The sequence below is a fragment of the Haliea sp. genome (genome assembly GCF_040222615.1).
In the GTDB taxonomy this organism is placed as follows: Bacteria; Pseudomonadota; Gammaproteobacteria; order Pseudomonadales; family Halieaceae; genus Haliea.
In genome coordinates, this window is record NZ_JAVKCQ010000036.1 from 1 (window position 1) to 19,676 (window position 19,676).

The 19,676-nt window shown below is 58.5% G+C and carries 13 protein-coding genes and 1 pseudogene; 11 read left to right on the forward strand and 3 right to left on the reverse strand.

Going from position 1 to position 19,676, the window contains the following annotated elements; genetic code table 11:
• Nucleotides 1-1,171: AMP-binding protein (locus tag RJQ10_RS03605; protein ID WP_350143717.1), on the reverse strand; the 1,171-nt coding region annotated here is incomplete at its 3' end.
• Between the two features lie 554 nt (nt 1,172-1,725).
• Between RJQ10_RS03605 and RJQ10_RS03610 the strand changes: the two genes are divergently transcribed.
• The 4 genes and pseudogenes from RJQ10_RS03610 to RJQ10_RS03625 all read left to right on the forward strand — a co-directional run bounded on the left by RJQ10_RS03610 (nt 1,726) and on the right by RJQ10_RS03625 (nt 6,094).
• Complete coding sequence (locus RJQ10_RS03610) at nt 1,726-3,417, forward strand: thiamine pyrophosphate-binding protein (protein ID WP_350143719.1); 1,692 nt, start codon at nt 1,726-1,728, stop codon at nt 3,415-3,417.
• Between the two features lie 6 nt (nt 3,418-3,423).
• Nucleotides 3,424-4,839: an aldehyde dehydrogenase family protein gene (locus RJQ10_RS03615; protein ID WP_350143721.1), complete on the forward strand. Its 1,416-nt coding sequence runs from the start codon at nt 3,424-3,426 to the stop codon at nt 4,837-4,839.
• Between the two features lie 175 nt (nt 4,840-5,014).
• Nucleotides 5,015-5,266 (forward strand): annotated as a pseudogene (locus RJQ10_RS03620) (transposase); the annotation flags it as partial.
• Between the two features lie 81 nt (nt 5,267-5,347).
• On the forward strand, nt 5,348-6,094 hold the full coding sequence (locus tag RJQ10_RS03625; RefSeq protein ID WP_350143723.1) for a fibronectin type III domain-containing protein: 747 nt from the start codon (nt 5,348-5,350) through the stop codon (nt 6,092-6,094).
• 217 nt (nt 6,095-6,311) lie between these two features.
• Here the strand turns inward: RJQ10_RS03625 and RJQ10_RS03630 are convergent, their stop codons facing one another.
• Nucleotides 6,312-7,745, reverse strand: coding sequence for a dynamin family protein (locus tag RJQ10_RS03630; RefSeq protein WP_350143725.1), 1,434 nt, complete (start codon nt 7,743-7,745; stop codon nt 6,312-6,314).
• Nucleotides 7,746-8,093: 348 nt separating this feature from the next.
• On the opposite strand from RJQ10_RS03630, the gene RJQ10_RS03635 reads away from it, so the two are divergent.
• Nucleotides 8,094-10,439, forward strand: a complete 2,346-nt coding sequence (locus RJQ10_RS03635) for a TonB-dependent receptor (RefSeq protein ID WP_350143727.1) — start codon at nt 8,094-8,096, stop codon at nt 10,437-10,439.
• Nucleotides 10,440-10,507: 68 nt separating this feature from the next.
• Here the strand turns inward: RJQ10_RS03635 and RJQ10_RS03640 are convergent, their stop codons facing one another.
• Entirely contained in the window at nt 10,508-11,509 is a 1,002-nt protein-coding gene (locus RJQ10_RS03640; protein ID WP_350143729.1) for a helix-turn-helix domain-containing protein, read from the reverse strand.
• Nucleotides 11,510-11,758: 249 nt separating this feature from the next.
• Here RJQ10_RS03640 and RJQ10_RS03645 point away from each other — a divergent pair, with 249 nt between their 5' ends.
• From RJQ10_RS03645 to RJQ10_RS03670, 6 genes are all read left to right on the forward strand, one after another.
• Nucleotides 11,759-13,051, forward strand: a complete 1,293-nt coding sequence (locus tag RJQ10_RS03645; RefSeq protein ID WP_350143731.1) for an alpha/beta hydrolase family protein — start codon at nt 11,759-11,761, stop codon at nt 13,049-13,051.
• A gap of 90 nt (nt 13,052-13,141) precedes the next feature.
• Nucleotides 13,142-14,464 (forward strand): spinster family MFS transporter, encoded by a 1,323-nt coding sequence (locus RJQ10_RS03650; RefSeq protein ID WP_350143733.1) that lies wholly within the window; start codon nt 13,142-13,144, stop codon nt 14,462-14,464.
• Between the two features lie 176 nt (nt 14,465-14,640).
• Complete coding sequence (locus tag RJQ10_RS03655; RefSeq protein ID WP_350143735.1) at nt 14,641-16,038, forward strand: serine hydrolase domain-containing protein; 1,398 nt, start codon at nt 14,641-14,643, stop codon at nt 16,036-16,038.
• 47 nt (nt 16,039-16,085) lie between these two features.
• Nucleotides 16,086-17,168 (forward strand): N-acetyltransferase DgcN family protein, encoded by a 1,083-nt coding sequence (locus tag RJQ10_RS03660; RefSeq protein WP_350143737.1) that lies wholly within the window; start codon nt 16,086-16,088, stop codon nt 17,166-17,168.
• Entirely contained in the window at nt 17,156-18,130 is a 975-nt protein-coding gene (dgcA, locus tag RJQ10_RS03665) for an N-acetyl-D-Glu racemase DgcA (RefSeq protein WP_350143739.1), read from the forward strand. Before RJQ10_RS03660 ends, dgcA begins: the two co-directional genes overlap by 13 nt.
• 52 nt (nt 18,131-18,182) lie before the next feature.
• Entirely contained in the window at nt 18,183-19,661 is a 1,479-nt protein-coding gene (locus RJQ10_RS03670) for a M81 family metallopeptidase (protein WP_350143741.1), read from the forward strand.
• Nucleotides 19,662-19,676 lie beyond the last annotated feature (15 nt).

A 19,676-nucleotide genomic window follows, 5' to 3' on the forward strand; every position in this document is an offset into this window, starting at 1 on the left:
CCGGATTGTTATGATATCCATCGAAGAAATATTTTGCGTAGGGTTCCGCATTCCTTCTAACGACAAAGTGACCACTCTCGTTCGAGTCTACATCGTTGCCATCCTCGTCGAGGATTCGATAGTCCAGATCCGCTCCGGGTCGCCCAAAGCAGCGCATGCCTACATGTCTAGGCTCAACTGTGGCCGCGACTACTGCTCCAGCTCCGGTTTCTGTCATTGCCCATGCTTCGATAAGTGGGAATCCAAAGCGGTCTTCAAAAGCTCTGTGATGTCGTGGGTCGACCCCGGCCCCGAAACCAAACTTTACTTGACGGCCATAGTTTTGGTCGCCTTTTGCTTCCATGCTCAGCAGAATGGCAGGCATTACGCCAAGGTAATGGATGATCGTGGCGCGTGAGTCCACAACACTGGGCCACCAAGATGAAGGATGGAAGCGATCTAACATGACAATACAACCACCACACCCTATCATCGAGACGAAAGACCATGCCAAGGCGTTTGAGTGGTATACAGGAAGTGGGGAAATGAGTCGCTCACAAGCTTGTTCGAGCTTGCAGTAGCCTTCCTGTGAAAGATACCAGCCAGCAACGCCTAGAAAATATTCATTGGAGAGGATACATCCCTTTGGCTTGCCTGTTGTACCTGATGTGTATAGAAGACTCGCCTCTCCGGAGGGAGCTGAACCATCACGGCAGACAGAAATGGTCTGCTCGGGCACATCGTTAAACATATTGGTAAGAGTAACTAAAGTAGCGTTGGACGAAATACGCGACAGTGAAGCTCTGAGCTTATCGACTTGAGAATGTATTGCTAAGACGACCGATGCACTACTGTCTTCCAGAATATATGCCGTGGAAGAGATCGAAAGATCGGGGTTGATGGGAACAATACTAACATCGATGGCGTTCAGCGCAAGAAAATGAATGAAGAACACAGGCCTGTTCTCCAGCGATAACGCAACTCTATGGCCAGGCTTGATTCCAGAGGATTCGTACCATGCTTGCACACGCTTCACATAGTCATATGCTTCAGCGTATGTCATCTCAATGGAAGTTGAAGAGTAGTCTTTGCAAGCCTCATAAGGCACGTGGAGAAAGTCTGCCTCAGGGTATGTACTTGCACTCTTACAAAAGTACTCGAATACGCTAGTAACTTGATTGATGGAAATCATAGAATCTTCCCAGAAACGTGTGGATCTCATATGTGCGGGTAATCATGTATGCATCTGCGCGCATAAAACCGGGCGGAGAAAGCGGTTAAAGAGTCTTGCCTCTCCAGAAGATACGTCCATACTTCGACCCGGCGAATAAAGTTGTGCATATCCAGTGGCATCGGTGAGTATGCGGCGCGCACCCCCGAAAGAAAAAGTCCATCCTTTTCGCATAGATGTTTTCTAACTTCTCTCACAATCATCTCCTGTGAGCTTTACGCCAAACCCTTGTTCTAGCTAAGGGGATACATACTGGCCCCTGTATGCAACGAATACCTCATTATGAATCTGCCACTGAACTGCATGCCTCAATATCTGTGTTTTCTACAATTGACAGTATGAAGTATTAATATAGAGTAGTCTCATATGAGATGGTAATGCTACAGTTTTCCTTGACCATGTCAAGACAGTCGATTGGTCGATGTTTCGCTGTGATAAAAATCCGTGTTAAGAGCAGTGGTTAAGTGTGTAAGCGACGTGAAAACGCTTACAAAATTGTACTGGTACACACAGGTGTGGAGTTTGAAAACATGATTCTTGGCCGCGATATCATAATAGAGATTCTTAAAACTGAGAATGTACGCTATATATTTGGCAATCCGGGCACAACAGAGCTTTCATTAATCGATCGTATTATTAGGGAGTGCGATCTCGAGTATGTCCTGGCACTGCAGGAGGCATCGGCACTGGGGATGGCTGATGGGTACGCCCGCGCTACGAACCGCCCTGCATTCGTTAATCTCCACGCTTCGGCCGGCTTAGGCAATGCAATGGGCGCGTTGACAAATGCCGCGTATATGCACTCACCTCTTGTAGTAACAGCCGGCCAACAGGATTATCGACATATAGTGGACGATCCATGGTTAAGCGGTGATCTTGTCGGTATGGCGAAGCCGTTTACAAAATGGGCACATGAAATAAGAACGGTAGATGAAATCGGTCCCGTTTTGAGAAGGGCATTCAAGGACGCAAATACCCACCCAAAGGGGCCCGTTTTTCTGTCTCTGCCATTTCACTTTATGGACGAACCGAGTAGTAGCCCAATTCCAGCAAAATCACATGTCTATGACTTGCCGCTAGCTGTAGGGATGGATCTGCTAGCTGATAGTTTGCTGGATTGTGGACCTAGCGAAATTGCCGTAATCGCTTGTGATGAGATATCCCGTGCTGACGCATTGACCGAGGTGGTAACAATCGTAGAGAAGCTGGGATGCGATGTCTTTGGTGCTCCAGTTCACGACAGCGTAGTGTTCCCCACGTCCCATCCACTCTGGGTATCGATGATGTCGCCCTCCGCAGAAGAGATAAGGGAACTTCTAGAACCGTACAAGAAAGTATTTGTTATCGGAGACAGAGGGTTCATGGGCTTGATCTATTCGGGCTCTCCGATCCCAGAGCATACTGAGATACTCCATCTTAGCGCAGACAGTTCCACGGTTGCCTACACCTATGAAACATCAGGAGGTTTTGTAGGAAATATAAAAGCAAGTCTTGAAAGGTTGGATGACTACCTGGGTGAGCGAGTTACGGCGAAGGTTCGATTAGAAGAAAGAGAACGTGCTCGACGTGAGGAAGACCAAACTAATATAGAGCGTGTCCAGGCGCAGATGACTAGAAAACCGATGCACCCGGAAACCGCAGCATACTACATAGCAAGTTCGATTCAGGATGACGCCATTATTGTGGAAGAAGCCCCTTCAATGGGTGTCTATCTGAGGAAGTATATCAAGACATCCAAACGCCTTCAGTACAATTTTTCCAAAGGAGGTGGGCTAGGGTGGGCCATGCCCGCGGCCGTTGGTATTGCATTAAGTGAGCGACAATCAAAAACGATATGTATTGTGGGCGACGGAGCCGCTATGTACAGTCCGCAGGCGATCTGGACTGCAGCGCACAAAAAGCTATCTATGACTTTCATAGTAGCTAACAATTCAGAGTATGGGATTTTGAAAAATTTCCTTCGGGGGCACTATCCGAACCAGGGAGAGGAACGATTTATCGGCATGGATATATCGGATCCTGCCGTTAACTTCATCGCCCTGGCGGCATCGATGGGTGTGCATGCTATAAAAATCGATGATCCTCAATGTATACCGGAAGCAGTGCGCGAAGCGAATGATCATTCAGGCGTTAGCTTGATCGAGATTACCGTAGCTCCTTCTGTAGAACATTCCAATACCCCACAGGCTGCTAACTACCAGGAGTAAGCGTTTATGAACAAGTATGAGATGGTAATCAACGGCGAAGTATTGAACTCGAAGACGTATAAGGAAGTAAAAAATCCCGCTTCGACTACAAGTACCGTCGGACTCGCGCCCGTTGCGAGTTCAATTAACCTGCACCAGGCTGTGCAGTCTGCTCATAATGCTTTCCAACAATGGAATCCCTCAGAGGATAGTGCCCGTGTTGCGGCGTGCCATGATATAGCAACTGTGATAAGTAACAACGCTGAGGAGTTAGCCCAACTTATCACTGCCGAACAAGGCAAGCCTCTCAATGGCTTTGGTTCCAGGTTTGAAGTAAATGGGTGCGTTCAGTGGGCCAAACATATGGCCAGTACCTCCATAGAATCAAAAGTCTTGGAAGATAGTGCAGATAGTTTCATCGAACAGCGTCGTACAGGTATGGGCGTAGTAGCATCGATTACACCCTGGAACTGGCCTCTACTCCTGGGGGTGGCGCATATCTTACCGGCAATACGTACCGGGAATACGGTCGTTATAAAGCCATCACCCTATACTCCCTTAAGCACACTTAGGCTCGTTCAACTGATGAATGACGTTCTACCGAAAGGCGTGGTTAACGTTCTATCCGGCGGCGACGACCTGGGCGCTGAGCTGACGAAGCATGAACTGATCAAAAAGATTGTATTCACTGGATCGGTCGCGACGGGGAAGAAGGTGATGGCTAGCGCTTCTGCCAAAATCACACCGATCACGTTAGAGCTTGGAGGGAACGACGCAGGAATCGTTCTTCCTGGATCAGACATTTCCAGTTTTATTGAGCGCCTTTTCTGGGGTGCTATGATGAATTCCGGGCAAACATGTGCAGCGCTGAAGCGGCTTTATGTTCACGAGAAAGATTATGGGAATGTTTGTAATGCGCTCGTTGATCTATGCCTCAGAAATCCGGTAGGAGATGGACAACTCGAGACGAGCACATTAGGTCCACTACAAAACCAAGTACAGTATGAAAAGGTTATTTCATTGGTGGATGACGCTCACGCTGAGGGCGCAAATATTCTTTGTGGCGGCAAGGCATTGAATGGAGAAAACTACTTTTATCCGCCTACTATTGTAGCCGAGGCTGTTCCGGGAATGAGGATAGTAGATGAAGAACAGTTTGGTCCTGCGCTGCCGGTCATTCGCTACCAGAATCTCGAGGATGTGATTGCGGAAGCAAATAACACGGAGTTTGGTCTTTGTGCCTCAGTGTGGGGGCAGGAAGAATCCTTGCTGAGAGAGGTCGCGAACAAACTGGAAGCGGGAACAGTTTACATTAACAAGCATTCTGATATTGCACCACATGTTCCATTAGGCGGCATAAAAAGCTCAGGGCTCGGTGTTTGTTTTGGCCAGGAAGGGCTTGATTCCTATACCGCAATAAAGATATTCAATTCCGCCCGCTAAACATGGTGTTCGATGAATTTGCCAATTCAAGTTTATCTGGATTTCATTGGAGACACGGGTAGAGATACTGCCCAAACTCGTGCACCAGAAAAGCGGACGGATCTCCGCAATGGATGGACTTCCCCGAGTTTAGATGACACTCCTGGCCTATTCTATAGCAACAGGAGGAAGTCATATGAGCAGGCAAAAATATAGCCCCGAATTCAACGACGAAGCCGTTCGCCAAGTCGTAGACCACGGCCGATCCGTCGCAGAAGTTGCCGATAGACTCGGCGTATCCAGCGATAGTCTGCACAAGTGGGTGAAGGCGGTTAAGCCGAATAAAACCGACGAGCAGGCCGCACAATTATTGGAAGCCAAAAGCGAAATCCTCAAACTCAGGGCCGAATTGCGCCGAGCCGAAGAGGAGCGCGACATTCCAAAAAAGGACTATGCCGACTCCAGTATCTATTATAATTGAGCATTGCAGGCATTCTGGTAGAAACGACACACGGAGCGGATCGGCAGGATGGAACTGATGGACTGTACGCGTAAAGAGGATTTTCAGCGGATTTATGAGGCCATTTTCATGGCTGACGGGCTCAATACTCAGCAGAAGAGGCGAACACTTGACGGCGCAATTGCTCAGATGGTCAGAGTTTGGAACGCATGGGAGATCGTGGGGATATCGCGTAGCGCAATTGATGTGGTCCACGAAAATCACCAACAGGATCGCCGCCTATTCGAGAGCGACAAGTGTGTCCTGATTACAAAGAATGAGATGTTGAATGCCGCCCAAAATCGACCCACCGACGATGCCCTGCGCGTGCGCTCCGTCAGCGATGATGGTAGCGCGGATACCGCGCCGGCAGCGCCTGCCCTGTTGGCGGCGGAGGCCCTGTCATCCTCCGCAGTGGAGTTGACCTGGGAGGATCGGTCCGACGATGAATACGGATTCCGTATTCGACGCTCAGTGGCTGGTGGCGCCTGGCAGTCCGCCGGCAATGTGGGGGCGGGTGAAACGGTGTTTGTCGACCGCGACCTGCTTCCGGATACCGGCGATGACTACACGGTGGTAGTATTCAACGCGACTGGCGAGAGCGCGGAGGCCACTGCCAGCGTGACAACCTTGGCGGCATCGTCTATCGAACTGACGGGGAATGGCTACAAGGTCAAAGGGGAAAAGACGGTAGACCTGAACTGGCAGGGCCTGACCTCCGGTAACCTGCTTCGCAATGGCGTGCCGGTTTTCACCATCAGTGGCGAAACCGGATAGCTGGATTCGCTTGGCAAGGGTGGCGGCAGCTACAGCTATCAGGTCTGTGATGACAGTGATGACTGCTCCAACGAGGTGACGATCGTTTTCTGAGGGGGCGAGAGAATCGGATCCGACAACGGTTATTGAGGGTTGTCGGATCCTCCAGAATGACGTAGTCACCCGCGCCAAGCATCAATGCAGACCGGGACTTCGGCCCGCCAGGCAGCCCACCCGGCTAAGCGTCCGGGGTGCCCGACGGGCTGGCGTACTGATCGTTCAGCGACTGCACAAAGTCGTCGGCTTCCGCCAGCACCTTTGCCAGCTTGCGTCGCTGCAGTGGTCCCCAGCCGCGCGGCGACGCGCTGGCCAGCGAGCCCCACCAGGCCTTGATGTTCCAGGCGAAAGCCCGCTCCGCTGCCATGCGGTCCCGGGTCGGCTCTTCACTGCGCTGCAAGCGTCGCAGCACGCTGCGGCCCGCCAGCTCGCGGAGCTTGCTGTGCACAACCAGAACCAGCATCGCGGCGATCAGCAGCACTGCAAGCTGTATTTCCACGTCCAGCCGGGCGAAAGGCATCAGGTAGAAGCCCTCCCAGTGGCCCCCCTGCCAGCTCCACCACAACAGCAGCCCTGCCAGCAGGGTGAATACCGAGCCGCTGAGCCAGAGGGTGCGACGGCGCCAGCTGCGACGGGCATCGGTCAGCCGGGGGACCAGTACATCGCGAATATGCTTGGCGGTTTTCTCCAGTACCCCAACCACCCGATAGGCGCGCTCCACCTCGACCTGACGGATGCGCGCTTCGATGTCGCTCAGGTCTTCGTCCCGCTTGCGCTCCAGGCGCTCCTTCACCTGTGGATCATCGACCTGGAGCGTCACATCGCGGGCGTAGATGCGATAGAAACGGCCTGCGGTCAGGCCCTGCTGGGCCAGGGCCCGCTGCCAGGCTGCGACCACTTCCTCCGGGTTGTCTTCCCTTGCGGTATTGTCGATCTGGTTCAGAATGTAGAGGAACTTGGTGGAGTCCGGGCGCTGTACGGTATTGCCCACGAGGTGCTTGAGGGTGTCTGCCATCGCCCCGGGCTCGGGGTGGCGCGCATCGAAAAAAACCAGCACCAGGTCGGACAGGTCGATGATGTGGTCGGTAATCAGCAGGGTTGAGTTGCGCTGCATGTCGGCGTCGAAACCAGGCGAGTCGATGAATATCTTGCCGCGCAGCGACTCCGCAGGAACAGTTTTCAGCTGCAGGTAGGAGTCCACGCGGCGACCCTCGCCTGCGGCTACGCCGTCGATGTCGCGGCTGATCTGGTAGAACGGAAATCTCGGGTCACTGTCCAGCGCCAGTCCCGGCAGCGAGGTCGCGTCGGCACCGGTGCCAAAGCAGATCACGGTAAACTTGTCGTCTACCGCCTGATTGCCCGTGCGCTGCAGTTCCTGACCCACGTACTGGTTCATGAACGTGGACTTGCCGGCGGAGTAGGTACCCAGCACCGAGATCACCGGCCACCAGGAGACCTGGGTGGCATAGGACTCATCGGGGTCCATCAAGCCGAGCTTGCGGGCGATACGGTCCAGTTTCTGGAAGCTCTTGACACAGCCGGCCAGGACCGGGTTTTCCTGCTTGAGGTGTTGCTCCAGGCGCTTGATTCTCTCCTGCGTGACACTTTTGGCCATGCTGGCTCTCCGCAGTGAATACCCCTTCACTATAGAGGCGCACCCTTGCCAAGCGCAAACACCACCGGCCAGTACCCCATCGGTGCCGGGCTTACCAGGATCGGCGTCCCCGGCGCGACAACGGGGCTGCAGCCCGGGGTCCCACCCTCGCGGGCTTGCTGAAGTCTTACGGTTACACCAGCGGGCCGTTGGCTGCCGGGGCGGGCTCAATACCGCGGTGATACCAGTTATTTGTACTCTCCGGCTGCACGTTGGATGGCGCCCTTGTTCAGGGTGGTGTGGGGACGGAAAACCGGGATACAGTCAGAATATTAATAAACATAATTTAAATTCAAGGAGCTTCACCCCATGCGCCATTATTCATCCCTGTCCCTGCTGGCCTCCTCCATTGCTCTGGTGGTCAGCGGTGCTGCCACCGGCCAGGAAGTCCAGCGCAGCGCGGCGCTGGAGGAGATCATCGTCACCGCGCAAAAGCGCGAGCAGAACCTGCAGAGCGTGCCGATCGCGGTCACCGCCCTCAACGCCCAGACCCTGAATATGTTCCGGGTCACCAACACCGAGGACCTGAGTAACCTGGCGCCGAACCTGAACGTCCAGAACCAGGGGCGGGGCACGGTCCCGCAGATCAATATCCGCGGCGCTTCCTCCGGCGTATCCGCTGCCGAGGTAGACCCCAAGATTGCCACTTACCTGGATGGCGTTTACATCGGGCGCACCATTGGCTCCATTTTTGACATGGCGGATATCGAGCGGGTGGAAGTGTTGCGTGGCCCCCAGGGCACTCTGTTCGGGCGCAACGCCACCGGCGGCGCAATCAGTATTACCACCGCGGCGCCAACCGGCGAGTTCGGGCTTTCCCAGGATGTGTCCGTGGGCAACTTCAACGCCCAGCGCTTTCGCACTATCCTGAACCTGCCCTCGACGGGCCCCCTGAGTGTTAAACTCAGCTACCTGTACGACAAGAACGACGGTTATTCCGATAACCTGATTGCCGGGCGCACGCTGGACCTGCGCCTGCGCAACCCGGAAATGGGCGTGCTCACCTACGCAGAAAACCTGGGCAGCAAGAATGTTGAAGCCTTCATGCTGGCGGCGAATCTTGATTTTGACGCGGTTACCGTGGACTACCGCTTTGACTACACCGACAGCGTCACTGTCGGTGCACCCGTGCAGCAGCTGGGCATTATTGGTGCTACGGCGCCTCTGGTGGCAGGCATCAACCAGTTCCAGCCCCTCTATGGCGGTATCACCAACCTGAGCACCACGCCGCTGAAAGATGTCGCGGCCGCCACCAGTGCCGAGCCCCTGCTGGTCCAGGGTCACAACATCACCCTGAACTGGGAGATCAATGACACGCTGAGCCTGAAAAGCATCACTGCCTATCGGGAGATGAACCAGCGCCCGGCCATCTACGACCTCGGTGCCACGGGCGGCTGGAAGTTTACCGCCGCTCAACTCGGTGCGCTGTTCCAGGGCGATGTCGGCGGTATCCTCGCCAATCCCCCTGGTCCCAACGACTATCTCTTCACCCTGCTTACCGCCCGGGCACTGGAACAGGAGCAGTTCAGTGAAGAGCTGCAGCTGACCTGGGCCACGGACCGGTACACTCTTGTGGGTGGGGTGTTTTACTTCCAGGAGGAAGCCGAAGCGCGCAATGTACTGGGGGTCTTGCAGCCGGTTGCCAACGGTGTCGTGATACCCACACCGTTCGACGCCGTGTTTGGCAGCGGGGTGAATTCAACCGATACCGACAACAGTTCCTGGGCGGTCTTCGCCGAGGGCACCCTGCACGCCACCGAGAAGCTGGATGTCACGCTCGGCATCCGCCGCACCGAAGACGACCGTGAAATCGATCTGGTCGATATCAGTGCGACATCGGGCGGCGGCAATCTGGCGGAGGGGGTGTACAAGCTCAGCTACGGCGAGACCAATTACAATGTGGTGCTCAGTTACAACTGGGCCGACGACGTGATGTCCTATGCGAAAGTCAGTACCGGGTTTGTCGCCGGCGGCATCCTCAATGGCATTTCCTATGAACCCGAGTCGATCACCAACTATGAGCTGGGGGTCAAGTCACAGTTCCTGGAAAATCGCCTGCGGCTGAATGCGGCGGCCTTCTTCATGGATTACGAAGACCTGCAGGTACAGCTCTTCGAGGACGGCAAGCAGAGCTTCGAGAATGCCGGCAAAGTGGAGATCACAGGCGTCGAGATCGAGATGGACGCCATTCTCGGCGCCGGTCTGACCCTGAGCACGACGCTGGGTGCCTACGATTACGAGTACAAGGAGTACATTCGCAACGGCGTCAATGTTGCCGACGATGTGCGGCCGATCAGGGCACCGGATTTCAACGCCAGAATCTCCCTGCAATACGATTTTGGCCGGCAGCTGCTGGGCGGTGCACCGTTCATGCGGCTAGACAGCCGCTACTTGGCGGATGGCGAGAATACGGCGTTTGCCAGCGGTTTCGCTGAGGCTGACCGCCTGTCCCAGCGCGATGCCTACTGGCTGCTGAACGCACGTGCCGGCGTCATGGAGATCCCCATGGGCTCAGCCGTCAGCAGTGTGTCGTTCTGGGTCAAGAACCTGCTGGATGAAGACGATATCAATGTCTTTGGCAACGAAGTCATCAACATGACTGCCCAGTACAGTGTGCCGCGCAGCTATGGCATAGACTTCAATATCACCTTCTGATCGCCGTCCGGCGCACAGGATAAACGCGAACCCTAAAAAAGCCCCTCTGGAGGGGCTTTTCAGGCGTTCTAGTGCGCCAGATCCTGGCTGGGTGCGCAGCCGTAAAACTGTTTGTAGGCGCGGCTGAAGCTGGACTGGTTCTGAAAGCCGACATCGAGGGCGACCTCCAGCACGGAGAGGCGGCCCTGCTGCAACAGCGTCCGCGCGCGTTGCATTCGCAGTTGCTGGCAGTACTCGTAGACGCCACTGCCAAACAGGGCCTTGAAGCCCAGCGACAGCTTATTGCGGTTCATGCCGATATGCCGACTCATATCCGCCAGGGAAAGCGGTGAGGTATAGCTGGTGGCGAGCTCGTCCCGCACCCGGTGCAGCAGCCGGATATCGTAGTCGCTCAGGCGCAGGCGCCGCGAGTCGGGTTCGCCCACCAGGGTCATGGCTTCAATGGCCAGGCACAGGAGCTCCAGCGACTTCACCTTGGCGAAGGTTTGCTGCAGCTTGCCCTCGTAGCGCGACTGGGTCAGCTCCCGGGCGGCGCTGAGCATGGCGGCGGTGAGCGGCTGGGTCCTGCTGAAATAGTGGGCCTGCTCCCCGCGGAGCATCGCCTGGATTGTATCGGGAAGCCGCTGCTCGTCCACGCCAAACTGGTCCAGCAGGAACTGTGGTCTGGCGACGATGTTCACGTAGCTGATGTTGCAATCTGCCGCATAGCACTTGGCCACGCGGATGGCGTCGGTATTGGCACACATGCTGAACCGCGGGCCGGAAAACTGCATCTGGCCATAGCCATCAACGACAGTGGTATGCTCCCCGTCCAGGGCGAACTGAAAGCCAACCCAGTCCTCGGCAATGCATCTGTCCCAGTAGGGCGTTTTCAGCTGGCCGCTGATGATCTGCACCAGGCACTGGTCGCTGATCGGGATATAGGTGACAAACCCTTGTGACTTTCCTCTCAGGAACAGTGATTCCAGGCTCTGGCGGGCATAGACGGGGGGCGTAGCTTCGATAATCTGGCTGTTGGAAGGCCACTCTCCCGGGGGTATGGAGACCGTTGGCGTATGGAATGCACTCATGGTTGCTACCACTTGTTGGCGTCGCACCGCTAAACTATTGCGCAAAACCGCAGCAAAATCCAGTAAACGCCCCCGGATGCGGGGCTGGAAGTGCCTCTGCGTGACATCGTGCAACAAGATTGTGACGTCCGGCTAAATGTTTCTGGGGCATGGATGACAAGCTGGGCCACTGTATCTCGTGCCACCAGAGAGGGAATACCTACCGATGCACAGGTATGCAAACGCCGCCATGACCCGTCGAGGTTCGCGATGAAACTGCGGCTGATGGTGTTGCTGCAAAAGCTGCTGCTGCCGATGGTGCGTCTGGCAGTGCGCGTGGCGCCGGAGACCTTCTTTCCCGTGCCCCGGTTTGCGCGCCCCACGGGACGCCACCCGGTGGGAGTCCGCGATATCCAGTGTGGCGACAATTCGCGCAAGCTGATGGCGCGAATCTGGTATCCCGCCGGATCGGTCGCCGGTGTGGAGCGGCGCGCTTATCTGACGAAGGAAGAATACCCGGTAATGGAAGCCGGACTGATGCAGGCCCTGGGCTACAACCGGTCGATGGTCAGGCGCCTGGCCGCCATTCAAACCTGGTCCCATGAGGGCGCGGCGCCGCTTGCCGCTGCCGAGGACGAGCTGCCGTTAGTGTTGTTTTCCCACGGCTTCGGGTGCCTGGTGGCTAGCAATACCCAGCTTTGCGAGGAACTGGCCAGCCACGGCTATCTGGTCGTATCCCTGGCGCACCCTGGCTCAACCGCGGCGTTGTGCTATCCCGATGGCAGTGGCGCGGTGCTGGCAGAGGACTGCCTGCGGACCATTGCCCGCCCGGGTTTGCTGGATCTCGCCATGGGCGTTCTGGGTGCGGGTAGCCCTGAGGAACGCAAGCGGGCGACCCTGGGCTGGTCCAGCGATGCCGGGATGAAGGCGTTGAGCGACACCTGGGTCAGCGACTCCCGGCGCTGCCTCGATGACCTCAGCGCCGGCGCCTGTGAGCCACCCTGCGAGGATCTCGTGGCGGTGGCTAATTTCAGCCGGGTTGGGGCCTGTGGCATGTCCTTCGGCGGCTCGGTCAGCGCCACCCTGGCGCAGGAGGATGGCCGCGTGGCGGCGGTGATCAACCTCGATGGAGGTCAGGTTGATACTGCGCTGGTGAACGCCCCATGCCGGGTACCGCTGCTGATGTTGCACTCCAATGCCCTGCCGATGGCGGAACAGGGGGGGTTCAACGATTTTCACTACGAACCGCACCATGTCGCCGGCCAGACGCCGGGGGTGGAGCGAGCGCTGGTGGATGGCTCCGCCCACATGGATTTCACCGATTCCACGGTGTTCCGGGGGCGCCTGTTGCGCTGGCTGTCGGGCCTCGGCACCATCTCGGGGGAGCGCATGGTAGCGCTCACATCGGCTGCCTGCGTCGCCTTCCTCGACCGCCATCTTCGCGGGCGGGGCGCGGACCAGCACGGGGGGGTCCTGCCGGGGCTGAGCCGGCAGTGGCAGGAAATCTGGCTCCTGGACCTGTCGCGCGTGCGCAACGCGTCCCGGTCACTGTCGGACTTATGAGTTCCATTGCGCTGTATCCGGAGAGCGTCGCAGCGAGCTTGCAGGCACGTTGCTGCAGTGTAGCGGCGAGAGGAACGGGAGCCCTGTACCATGAGTGAATCCAGCGCAGCGATGCAGCCTCTGCCTGTCGAACAGGGCCAGGCAGACGAGTTGGCGGGTAGGGCCTATTTGCGTTACGCGCTGACCCTGCTGGTCCTGGTGTCCGTTTTCAATGCGATCGACCGCTCGATCCTGGTGGCTTTGCTGGAGCCGATCAAGGACGAACTGCAGCTGAGTGACCTGCAGCTGGGGCTCATTTCGGGGGTGGCTTTTTCAGTGTTTTACGCCACTCTCGGCATTCCCTTTGCGCGCTGGGCGGATCTCGGCAGTCGACCGAAGCTCCTGTCGTTCACGGTCGGCTTGTGGAGCCTGATGACCGCCCTGGCCGCGGGAGCGCAGAATTTCATCCAGCTGTTCCTGACCCGGGTGGGCGTGGGTATCGGCGAAGCCGGCGGTAATCCGGCGGCATTGTCGCTGTTGAGCGAACTGTTCCGAATCCGCAAGGGCGGGGTGGCCACTGCGCTGTTCCTGGTGGGAGCCAGCATCGGTGGTGTAGTCGGTATGTGGGGTGGGGCGGCGCTCGCCTCCGTCTGGGGCTGGCGGGTTGCGTTCCTGGTGATGGGCATACCGGGGATATTTCTCGCCGTGTTGATCAGGTTCACCTTGCGCGAGACGCGCCAGCACTGCCGCCTGCCATCGTTCTCGGAGGCCTTTGGCAAGGACCTGCTCCTCACTGCCAAAACTCTGCTTGTGCGTCCCAGTTTCTTTCACTGCATCGTCGGTTTCACGGTGTTCGGCCTGTTTGGCCAGGGCAGCTCCCAGTGGAGCATCAGCTACCTCGTGCGGACCTTCGAGTTGCCATTGGACGAGATCGCGGGGATATTCAGTATCGCGGTCGGCGGCGCCACGATCATCGGTACTCTGCTGGGTGGCTACGTGGCAAACTTTATCGGCGCCCGCAGCGCCCGCGGCTACCTGCTGTTTCCCTGCGCGATCATTCTGCTCAACGTACCGATCTACATTCTGGTGTACACCCTGAACTCGGTATACTTGGTGGTGGCGATGAGCGCCTTGTCAGGACTGTTCCTCGGCCTGATGACGCCCTGCATCTTCGCGTGTATCTTCGGCATCTGCGGGGCAGAGCATCGCGCCATGGGGCTGGCTCTGCTGGGTATGTTCTCCGCTCTGATCGGAGGGGGTGTCGGCCCGCTGTTGATCGGTGGTTTGAGTGACCTGATCTACCCTTTCTTCGAGCAGCACTCGCTGCGGATGGCACTGCTGATGAGTGTGGTGTTCCTGCCGCTATCCGTGGTGTTTTTCTTCCGCGCGTCGCTGACCCTCGCCGCGGACTTCCACGACCCGGCCGACCACTGACCGCGCTTGCAGGCGGACCCATTGGCGTCCGACCCTTTGCAGCTGAACGGTAGCGCCCCGGGCGGACCGCCCGTTACCGAGAGTGACTTGCCGCTAAAACTCCGTGACGATATGCAGCACCTGCACTGAACAGCTCTGCCATGCTCTTCCGCATCGTCCGCTGAAGTGTGGCAAACATGGAACAGAATCAGGCAAGCTATCTGCAGGCAACTCTCGACGAGCTGCGACACAGGCACGGCGTCGTCGGTGCCTCCCTGGCTATTCTCCACGGGGGCGTGCTGGAGACCGCGGCCAGTGGCGTGCTCAGTCGTGAGACCCTCGTCCCGGTCACCGCCGACTCGCTGTTTCAGGTCGGGTCGATAACCAAGGTTTTTACCGCGACCCTGGTCATGCAGCTGGTCGACGAGGGTCTTGTCGATCTGGACCAGACGGTGCAAACCTACCTTCCGCAACTGTGCACCGCGCAGGCAGTGGCATGCCGGCAGGTGACGGTCCGTCAGTTGCTGTGTCACACCAGCGGGTTGGAGGGTGATTTCTTCCCCGAGGATGATCCTTTCGGACCGTCCATCGCCGGCTTTGTCGAGCGCTGCCGGCTATTGCCGCAGCTGCACCCCGTGGGAGAGCGTTTTTCCTACTGCAATAGCGGCTACACCATCGTTGGACGGTTGCTCGAAGTGGTGACCGGGCGTCCCTGGGCAAGGCTGATGCAGGAGCGGATACTCGAGCCGCTGGGCCTGCAGCAGGCCTTGGTGGATCCGGCGGATGCCCTCCGCTTTCGCGTGGCCATGGGTCACCTGAGAGGAGAGGGCGAGGACTCTGCTCATTGTGTGGCCCCCAAGTGTTACTTGCCTCTGAGCCACGCTCCCGCGGGTACCGTGCTGTCGATGTCGGCCACGGACCTCCTTGGTTTCGCGCGTGCCCATATGGACGGCTCCTCCGAACAGGCGGGTACGCTGCTGTCGGCGGTCTCCCGGGATGCGATGCAACAACCCCAGGTCGCCTTGCCGCGCCACTCTCCGCCTGCCATGACCCACTGGGGTCTGGGCTGGATCGTGGGCAGAAGCAACGGTGAGACCGTGGTAAGCCACTACGGCGGCACCTTGGGTCAACTCGCGTATCTGCGGTGTTTTCCCCGCCGGGGGCTGGCGCTCGCTGTCCTTACCAACAGTGACAGCATGGGCCTGTACGAGGAGCTTGAGGCCGAGCTGTTGTCCGGTATTGCCGGAATCACCCTGCCTCGCGATGCGCGTGGCGCGGGGCCCGCCGGGCCTGCGGATCGCTTTGTCGGTTGTTACCAGAACATGGCGCAGCGGATCGAGGTTATTGTCGGCGACGATGGCCTCGTCGCTCGGCGCTGCGAGCTTGCGCAGCCGGATACTGTTGTTGCAAGCCGGCTCGCCCCCATCGACAGCGACTGCTTTGCCGCGCGTTGGCCGCGCAGCAGCACGCAGCAGACCATCGCCTTTCTCGACCAGGACTCGGCTGGACGGGCGCGCTATCTGTCCATCGGTTTTCGCCTGCTGCGCCGGGTCACGAACGGGGACTCTTGCGCTGCCTTCGAGGGGAGCCTGTGACGCCCGCTGTACATCATCAATCCAATGTCCCAGAAGGAAGTCTCACCATGACAGCGACAACCAGTGTGCGGCTGCGCAATCCCTATCTCGTTTTTGTCGGTGATACCACCAACCCGGTAGACGCCAAGACCGGGGCCGGGATTGTGCAGTGGCGCCGGGAACTTGTTGCCGGGCAACTGCGCTTCGCCGGTAACCAGTTGGACCTTGGCGTGCCGGATATGAGTATCAGTGAGGCGCGGGAAGCGGGCGTACAGAGTCTGCTGCTGGGAGTCGCCCCCGTGGGAGGGGGAATCTCGGACGCCTGGGTGGACAGCTTCTGCGAGGCGGCGAGCGCGGGCCTGGATATCGTCAGCGGTCTGCACAGGCCCCTGGAGAGCGTCCCCGGCCTGGCGGCCGCTGCCCAGGGCTCGGGAGCGCGGTTGATCAACGTGCGTATGGCCCCTGCAGGCCTGCCGGTGGGCAATGGGGCGCCACGCAGTGGCCGGCGGGTGCTGATGGTGGGTACCGATTGTGCGGTGGGGAAAAAATACTCCGCCCTGGCCTTGACCCGGGCCATGCGGGAGCGGGGCCTGAGTGCCAGCTTTCGCGCTACCGGGCAGACCGGCATCATGATCGCCGGGGAGGGCATCCCCATTGATACTGTGGTGGCGGATTTTATCGCCGGCGCGGCGGAGGTGGTGTCCCCGGCCAATGCCGCCGCGCACTGGGATGTTATCGAGGGGCAGGGTTCCCTGTTCCATCCGGCCTATTCCGGGGTGAGTCTGGGCCTGCTGCACGGCTCCCAGCCAGACGCTATCGTGGCCTGCCATGATGCCAGCCGGCAGACCGTTCACGGCTGCCCTCACTATTCGGTGCCCTCTGTCGCCGACTGCATTGAACACAACCTGTGCTGCGCCCGCCTGACCAGTCCGGAGGTTGCCTGCGTGGGCGTCAGTATCAATACCTCCGGGCTGCCCGCCGGGAGCCGCCGGGATTATCTCGACAGACTCACCGCTGAGCTGGGCCTGCCCTGTGTCGATCCGATCATTGATGGATGCGAGCGGATTGTAGACTTCATGGCGGCGCATTTTGACGCCGTCACCGACAAGAAACCAGCTACAGGGGATGAGGGTGCGGGATGCGCGACATAGAGATAAGTGTTGAGCGATGGGCGTTCCAGGAACCATTTGTGATTACCGGTCATGTCTTCGAGCATTCGGAGGTCCTGAAGGTCCAGATTGCGGAGAATGGCGCCCTTGGTCGGGGTGAAGCGTCGGGTGTGTACTATCTGGGGGAAAATGGTATCAGCATGTTCGAGCAGGCCAGCTCGGTAAGGCAGGCGCTGTCCGATGGCTGCGGGCGCGAGGAACTGCAGAGCCTGTTGCCCGCCGGCGGGGCGCGTAACGCGATTGACTGTGCCCTGTGGGACCTGGAGGCGAAGCTGTCCGGTAGAACCGTCTGGGCGCTGACCGGAATCGGACAGAAGCCGGTATTTACAGTCAATACGGTGGGTATTGGCACTCCCGCGGCGATGGCGCGCAAGGCACAGTCACTGGATACGGACTTCATCAAGGTAAAGCTGGACGCCGAACTGCCACTTGAACGGATGCAGGCGGTGCGCAGCGCGCGTCCCGAGGCCCAGATTGTGGTGGACGTAAACCAGGGCTGGACCTACAGCCAGCTGGTCGAGCTGGCGCCCAGATTTCTGGAGCTTGGAGTAGCGATGATCGAACAGCCCCTCCCGCGAGGTGCGGACGAGGCGCTGGAAAGCTACCAGCCGCCATTGCCGCTGTGTGCCGACGAATCCTGCCTGCACAGCGGTGAACTGGAACAGGCCGCGCGGCGCTACCAGATGATCAACATCAAGCTGGACAAGACCGGCGGGCTCACTGAGGCGCTCCATCTCGCGGCCCTGGCAAAGGAGCGCAAGCTGGGCTTGATGGTGGGCAACATGATGGGCACATCGCTGGCGATGGCGCCGGGCCTTGTGGTCGCCCAGTTGTGCGACTTCGTCGATCTCGACGGCGCACTGTTTCTGACCCGGGACCGCGAACATGCGCTGAGTTACCGCGGAGGTCGCGTGTCCGGACTCGCCCCGGCACTGTGGGGCTGAGCGGGCGACTGTGGCGCCGCTGAAGAAGCCCCGAAACAAGGATATTCAAGCCATGCACATGTTCGCCGCGGCATTCAATACCGAAACCAATACCTTCTCGCCCTTCCCCACGGGTGAGCGTCATTTCAGGCTGTGTCACCGCGAGGACTTTGTCGCGGATCCCGACCGGGTTCATGGCCTGGGCTGCCTGACAACCTGGCAGCAGCTGTGTCTCGAACAGGGGCACCAGCTAACGCTGAGCCTGAGCGCTTTCGCCGAGCCTTCCGGTCGCGTTGTGCGCAGTGTCTATGAAAAGCTTCGCGATGAAATCCTCGCTGACCTGCGGTCGGCGGAGGATGTCGATGTGGTGTTGCTTGACCTGCACGGGGCCATGGCCGCGGAGGGTTACGACGACTGCGAGGGCGACCTGATCAGTCGCATCCGGCAATGCGTTGGCCCGGCAGTGGTGATCGCGGTGGAGCTGGATCTGCACTGCCATTTCAGCGCGGCGATGCTGGAGCACGCCGACCTGATGATCTGTTATAAGGAATATCCGCACATTGATATCAATGATCGGGCGGTGGAACTGTTTAATCTGGCAGTCAGGACCCGGGCGCGAGAGATACGTCCAACCATGGCCCTGTTCGATTGCAAAATGATCGGGATGTACCCCACATCCGGTGGACCGATGCACGATTTTGTCCAGCGCATGGTCGATCATGAGGCCCAGGAAGGCGTACTGTCGGTGTCTCTCGGGCACGGCTTTCCCTGGGGAGATGTGGCGGATGCCGGCAGCCAGCTGCTGGTGGTAACAGACGACGCTGCGGAGCTGGCAGCAGAGCTGGCACGAGAACTGGGGCTGGCGTTCTTTGCCCTCAGGGGCACGGTGGAGTTTGCCTCCCTGCCGCTGGAAGAAGCGATGTCGAAAGCGCTGGCCAGCCCGCACAGACCGGTGGTAGTTGCGGACCAGGCTGATAATCCTGGTGGCGGCGCGCCGTCGGATTCCACCCATGCCTTGCGCTGGCTGCTGGCACACAAGGTGGCCCCCGCCGCGGTTGCCGTCCTCTACGATCCCGAAGTGGTGAAGCTCGCCATGACCGCGGGCGAAGGGGCGAGGCTCCGGGTGCGACTTGGGGGCAAGATGAGTGCGGAGTCCGGCGATCCCCTGGACCTGACCACTGTCGTCGTGGCGCTGGCCGGGAACCATCAGCATTGTTTCCCGCAGCGACAGGGAGAGGACTACGTGTTCTCCCTCGGTGATACGGCTGTGCTGCGCTGCGAGGGCATCGACATTGTCGTCAGCAGTGAACGCGGGCAATGCTTCTCGCCCTGCATCCTGTCTGACTTCGGGCTCAATCCGCTGCGCTACAAGGTGATCGTGCCGAAATCAACCCAGCACTTCCACGGCGCTTTCGCGCCTATCGCGGCTGAGATTATCTATATGGCCGCGCCCGGAGCGATCGCCCCGATCATGCAGCAGATTCCCTTTGTGCGGGTCGATACCGCGGACAAGTACCCGTGGAATGACTCGCCGCATGGGCCACTTGGCTGATACCGAGGCAGGCTG

Coding starts and splice junctions, on each gene's coding strand:
- RJQ10_RS03625 (WP_350143723.1), top strand. CDS start 5,348: ATGGAACTGATGGACTGTACGCGTAAAGAGGATTTTCAGCGGATTTAT.
- RJQ10_RS03660 (WP_350143737.1), top strand. CDS start 16,086: ATGACAGCGACAACCAGTGTGCGGCTGCGCAATCCCTATCTCGTTTTT.
- RJQ10_RS03655 (WP_350143735.1), top strand. CDS start 14,641: ATGGAACAGAATCAGGCAAGCTATCTGCAGGCAACTCTCGACGAGCTG.
- RJQ10_RS03630 (WP_350143725.1), bottom strand. CDS start 7,745: ATGGCCAAAAGTGTCACGCAGGAGAGAATCAAGCGCCTGGAGCAACAC.
- RJQ10_RS03650 (WP_350143733.1), top strand. CDS start 13,142: ATGAGTGAATCCAGCGCAGCGATGCAGCCTCTGCCTGTCGAACAGGGC.
- RJQ10_RS03640 (WP_350143729.1), bottom strand. CDS start 11,509: ATGAGTGCATTCCATACGCCAACGGTCTCCATACCCCCGGGAGAGTGG.
- RJQ10_RS03645 (WP_350143731.1), top strand. CDS start 11,759: ATGAAACTGCGGCTGATGGTGTTGCTGCAAAAGCTGCTGCTGCCGATG.
- RJQ10_RS03615 (WP_350143721.1), top strand. CDS start 3,424: ATGAACAAGTATGAGATGGTAATCAACGGCGAAGTATTGAACTCGAAG.
- RJQ10_RS03670 (WP_350143741.1), top strand. CDS start 18,183: ATGCACATGTTCGCCGCGGCATTCAATACCGAAACCAATACCTTCTCG.
- dgcA (WP_350143739.1), top strand. CDS start 17,156: ATGCGCGACATAGAGATAAGTGTTGAGCGATGGGCGTTCCAGGAACCA.
- RJQ10_RS03635 (WP_350143727.1), top strand. CDS start 8,094: ATGCGCCATTATTCATCCCTGTCCCTGCTGGCCTCCTCCATTGCTCTG.